Source organism: Nostoc sp. UIC 10630 (genome assembly GCF_010747425.1).
Lineage (GTDB): Bacteria > Cyanobacteriota > Cyanobacteriia > Cyanobacteriales > Nostocaceae > Nostoc.
Genome location: NZ_JAAGOG010000339.1, coordinates 1 through 5,180, shown reverse-complemented (window position 1 = coordinate 5,180; position 5,180 = coordinate 1). Strand labels below are relative to the sequence as shown.

The 5,180-nt window shown below is 39.7% G+C and carries 7 protein-coding genes; 4 read left to right on the top strand and 3 right to left on the bottom strand.

Annotated features, from left to right (window positions below; genetic code table 11):
- The coding region (locus G1O98_RS36750; protein WP_243458650.1) for a TauD/TfdA family dioxygenase at positions 1–370 on the top strand (370 nt) is incomplete at its 5' end.
- Between the two features lie 147 nt (positions 371–517).
- Here G1O98_RS36750 and G1O98_RS36745 read toward each other — a convergent pair.
- Complete coding sequence (locus tag G1O98_RS36745) at positions 518–712, bottom strand: hypothetical protein (RefSeq protein WP_163939190.1); 195 nt, start codon at positions 710–712, stop codon at positions 518–520.
- A gap of 23 nt (positions 713–735) precedes the next feature.
- Between G1O98_RS36745 and G1O98_RS36740 the strand changes: the two genes are divergently transcribed.
- From G1O98_RS36740 to G1O98_RS36730, 3 genes are all read left to right on the top strand, one after another.
- Entirely contained in the window at positions 736–951 is a 216-nt protein-coding gene (locus tag G1O98_RS36740; RefSeq protein WP_163939187.1) for a hypothetical protein, read from the top strand.
- A 143-nt stretch (positions 952–1,094) separates the two neighbouring features.
- Complete coding sequence (locus G1O98_RS36735) at positions 1,095–2,033, top strand: pentapeptide repeat-containing protein (RefSeq protein ID WP_163939192.1); 939 nt, start codon at positions 1,095–1,097, stop codon at positions 2,031–2,033.
- A 215-nt stretch (positions 2,034–2,248) separates the two neighbouring features.
- The gene (locus tag G1O98_RS36730; protein WP_163939185.1) at positions 2,249–2,410 is read left to right on the top strand and encodes a hypothetical protein; all 162 of its coding nucleotides are present in this window, start codon (positions 2,249–2,251) and stop codon (positions 2,408–2,410) included.
- A 341-nt stretch (positions 2,411–2,751) separates the two neighbouring features.
- On the opposite strand, the gene G1O98_RS36725 is transcribed toward G1O98_RS36730, so the two are convergent.
- Both G1O98_RS36725 and G1O98_RS36720 read right to left on the bottom strand, forming a co-directional pair.
- On the bottom strand, positions 2,752–3,315 hold the full coding sequence (locus tag G1O98_RS36725; protein WP_163939183.1) for a type IV pilin-like G/H family protein: 564 nt from the start codon (positions 3,313–3,315) through the stop codon (positions 2,752–2,754).
- 179 nt (positions 3,316–3,494) lie between these two features.
- On the bottom strand, positions 3,495–5,180 hold a 1,686-nt coding region (locus tag G1O98_RS36720), incomplete at its 5' end, for an ATP-dependent helicase (protein ID WP_243458649.1).

Genomic DNA, 5,180 nt, shown 5'->3' with positions numbered 1-5,180 from the left:
ACATCAGCAGCAATTAAAACTACTGTCGATGTATCACCTGTCACCTATCTCCCCACAGCCAGGGGTAGAGATTCCTCGGAAATTACATCCAATTGTCTCAACTCACAAAGTAACTGGGCGCTATTGTTTATATTTGGGTTCTGACACTTCGATTCTCAAAGGGCTAGAAAACAAACCAGAAGCTGCTAAACAGTATTGGCAGGAATTATTTCGGGAGATCCTGGACTGTACGCCAGTTTATGCCCATATTTGGCAACCTGGAGATATTGTGTTTTGGGATAACTCCCAAGTTATGCATACAGGTATGCCCTACAATCCAAACAAATATAAGCGGATTGCTCTCCGTGTTGGTGTTATGGCCAATAGCTGAAGTTGAAGACAACTGCGGGGTTTGGCGAGGTTAACAAAAGAATCCTACTAACCCTCAATTAGTTCCGGTATTGTGTCCCCTTGCGGGGTGATTAGTTTATGCTATCAAGTCCAAATTCTACCAAGTAGAATCCCTTGAATCCCACAATTAATCACTTACAGCATTGTTGACAGATGGCGTGTTAGAAACGGATGGTGCGCGAGATTTTACCCAACGGACAACAGAAAATCTTTTACAGTGATGATTGCTGGAAATAGAATTATCACTCAGTTGGAAAAATCGGTAATTCAATCTCAAGCGATAGCGATCGCACTCTGGCGCAATGCCTCCTGAAGATTGCACTCAGAAATTATCGGGGGAAGCTCATGAACAACCAACCGAATCACGAAAACCTTAGCCCACAAGAAACGCCATGTCCTATCTGCGGTTCACAAAATTTTGTTTGGGGTCGTACCGTTGGAGAATCAGTAAGTCAGTGGGTGTATTTCCGTGCTGATGGGGCTGTGTGGGGAGAAGGTGAAAAGCTACGGGCACGTAAATGTAGAGATTGTAATAATGTTCAACTGTTTTCGTATGATTAGCTCATCAGTAGCCACCAGTGAGTAAATTGTAGTCAAATACTTGGCATTACCTACCAATCACAAAAGAAATATTGCACTACAGCCCGTAAAAGCACATACTCAAGGTGTAGTCTGCATAAACCCTCGCCTTTACTAGCCCAGCCATGCCCCAAGACTTCTCCTGCCAGAATCTTAGAGGTCGTTCATTCAAAGGTCAAAACCTTGCTGGGGCAAACTTTAGCGGTGCAGATATTCGGGGGGCTGATTTTACAGGTGCTAACTTAAGAGGGACTAATTTTAGCAATGCAAAAGCTGGACTGCAAAAGGGTTGGGCTAGTTTTCTAATTTGTGTTTCGTGGTTGCTCTCTGGAATTTCAGGATTTTTCTTAGCCATAACTGGAGGCTTGATAGTTTCTGTATTTAATAGCTCAACTTTAGAGACTAAGGTTTCAGGCTGGACTGCCTTAGTCGTTGCCCTCATCGGAGCCATCGCCCTCGCCTTAGCCTTCGCTTTCGCCGTCGCTCTCGTTGTTGCCTTTGCCTTAGCCTTGGATTTAGCTGGGGTCTTTTCCTTCGCCGTCGCCGTCGCATTAGCCGTTACCTTAGTGGTTGCCATCGCTCTCGTCATCGCCTTAGTCTTCGCCTTTTCCTCCGCCGTCGCCTTGCCCTTTGCCATTACCGTTGCTGTTGGACTCGTCGTCACTGCCGCATTAGGACTGGACTTAGCTGAAGCCTTAATCTTCGCCATTGCCTTGGTCTTCGCCGTCGCTGGAGCCGTTGCTGGAGCCTTAGTTTTTGCCATTGCCTTGGTTTTCATCTTAGCTAGAAGTGGAGCCGAATCCATCGTCTTCCTCGCAGCGGCAGGTTTGTCCTTCGTCGTCACCTTCGCCATCACTTTTACCGTAGCTATACTTAGTATTTACATTGCTAGGAGGGCAATGAAAGGAGATGAAAAATACGCCATTATTCGCAACATTGCTGTTGCTTTTGCAACCTTTGGTGGTACAAGCTTTCGCAGCGCTGATTTAACTGATGCTAATTTTACAGGAGTCATACTTAAAAGTACGGATTTTAGAAAAGCTATTCTGACTCGTACTTTTTGAGCAAGAATACCCATGTGTGAACAAGTTAAATCCTAGCGTGGCAAAACTAGCTAGAGCAAAAACTTAAACGTAGTAAATTCGTTATTATTGAAAATTTTGCTTTACCTATTTACGCCTATTTCAATCATGAAAAATCTACTCTAGCGAGTTTTACCACTCTAGGTTAAATCTATGCTTGGGACTGAGCAATTGTACTCTTGCCTATGAGAAGCTTTATGGCGATTGGCTGCGGCATTACCCCAAAGGCAATCGTTCTCTCTATTCACAACCTATATCATCCATCCCTATCTCTATCAAACCCGTGCGGATTTGGCGGATTAACTTTAAATCTGCGGTCAGAAATATTAGGACAATCTAAATCTGCCGAATTGGGTTAAATGCAAATATCTGGGTAAGCCCCATCACATTACTGCATCTGCTCCGACGTGGTTGTTCCTTGAGTTGATTTTTGGTTTTTTGCTAAGTCTGAAATCTTAAGACATTATTGGTTGAAATTAATTCCAAAAACCCAGCTTTTTGACTTTAGCATCAGCCTCAGCCTTACGGTTTTATCTGCCAAACTTTAATAGATTTGCTGTATTAGCGGGAGTGTCTAAAATAGTCGATTGTCTTAACATTAGTTGTCGTTGGATTAGCATTGTGAGCAGTGCTTCAGCAAAGCATGGTTATGACTCCGATAGATCCTCCTAAAAACGTCATTAAATGTTTGCATACTATCCTATTTGATACTTACAAAACCGATAGGGCAGCTAAAATTACCTTGTTTAAAAATAGGTCGGGGAGGATAAGATAAAGTCTGTTTTTCGGAGCGGCACATTATTGAAATAGTAGTTTTATTTTTTTGCTCGTAAGCAACTGCACCTATCAGGCTGTTGAAGCCCTGTTTGGTCAGTCCTAATTGAAATACATCAGTTGGGAATTCTTTTATCGGAGTTGCATATATAAATGACTTATCCTTACTCATGTCTACGGTATATCGATAGCGGCTTGTAGCTGTTGGTGCATCTCCATCTCCAAGCTCTAACAACCTATACGATTGAGCAAAAACTGATTTCTCCGAGAAATATGCTTGTTGTGCATTAATAAATCTTCCAACTGTAGCTTTACTGCTATCACCACAGCCACAGCTTGGTGGAACTCGAATAAACATAATCGGAATCCCAAGTAATAATCCTCCAGTTCCAATAATTAACAAGATTTTTTTAAAGATATTGTTGCTATGGTTACTTGGCTTATTTACATCAGACATATACAAATTTAAAACTAATAGTGGATATTTCATAAATAGCCGCATTCTACCCTTCATTGGGATAGTATTGCTCGGATGGTAGCAGCGATCGTCATAAATTTAATTTTTGGCATTTCTACATACTCGAATTTGTGGAATCACAACAAACCAATTCTCCGAAATTTTTCCTGTTATATCATCTCTCTTAGTATGGTGATATAGATATCGGACTGTTACTTCACCAGGCTGGAACTGAAACTGTCCAGGGAAAATACCTTTATGCTTAAGAATTGTGTTCCTCTCCTTGATAGACAACCAATTTCATCATTATTTGGTGTAAAAATCCTCCAAGCATTATTATGGTTATTTGCTCTTAACTCAAGAACATCACCCTCACATAACTTTTTAATAACATTTTGTCTATTTTGAGTGCTTTCATATCCTAAATAAACATTACTTGGAGCTAAATCAAAGTAACGCATTAACTGAGGAAGTTGAGTTTCACTATAATCAATAACCTCTGAAGTTAAACCAGCTTGCTGTACAAATAAATTCTGCTGAGTAGAACAAACAATTAATTCTTCTTTGGCGCGAGTCATAGCAACATAAAAGAGTCGTCGTTCTGATTCCATCTCATTGCAATTAGTTTTAAATCCATCACCTAAAAGTATGACTTTACGGAACTCCAAACCTTTTGAACCATGACAGCTAGTAACTAAGACTGAGTTATCTTCTAGGAAGGATTCACCATTTTCATTAAACTCAAATATAGCAGTCAATATTTCATCAACGCTAATAGGTAGTACAATATCTTCAAACCCATAGCCTCGTTCTTTATCTAAATCTCTAGCAATATTTATTAAGATTTTAACAGTAGGTTCTGTTAAGCTACGACCAGTACGTTCAAAAAACGCCTCAAATCTTTTCTGAACTAATTCTTCAGGATTTAAAACTAGGCTATAGTCTTTCTGTAAAGCATTAATTAGTAAACGAGTGCAACGGTTTTTTAATAGTGGAATAGTATTATTTTTTAGGGCACAAGTAGATATACTTTCTCTTTCTAAAAGCAAGCGGATAGGACTCAAATCATCCCAACGAATAGCTAAAATAGCGATTTCATGAGGAGCAATCCCTACGTTGACCCAAGATTGAATTTTGTCTTTAATCCATCCTGCTTGTCGTGATAAATTATTGAACTTTAAAGCGGAGACTGCCTCTCCTCTTAATCCTTGGCGTTCGGAGTTAATACGAACTTGCTCTTCTGGAGCCTGTTTACAGCGTATTAAGTTATTTTGGATAAGACAATTAGCAGTTTCAATAATATTTTCTGTAGAGCGGTAATTTTCGTTAAGTAGTAATCGTTTTGCTTTATATTCTTCTTGGAATTGAAGGATATATCTAGTATCAGCACCTTGAAACGTAAAAACATTTTGGTCATCATCTCCAATAACACAGAGATTAATTTGTACCGACTGGGTTTTATCCTCAGATTGATTTAAGCCAGAAATTGACTTAATTAAACGATATTCTTTCTCAGTGACATCTTGGTATTCATCAACAAATATATATTCTAATTTTCCTAATAATTGAATTCGCCGTGCTTGAGTATCTTCATCTGCATCTTCAAATTCTTCGCCTTTTTCAATTAATTTGCAAGCTTCAACCAAAAGCCGATCAAAATTTATTGTCTGAGTTCCTCTGTATTCACCTACCGTCCGTCCCAAAAGTGATAAGGCTAAACCGTGGAAAGTAAAGACCCGAATTCGTGATGCTTGTTCGCCAATCAGATTACGCAACCGCAACCGTAATTCTCTAACTGCATTACGGTTGTAAGCTAAAACTAAAATACGCTTCGGCTCAACTCGCTTAACCTTTACAAGATAAGCAATTCGGTGAACAATAGTTCTTGTTTTACCAGA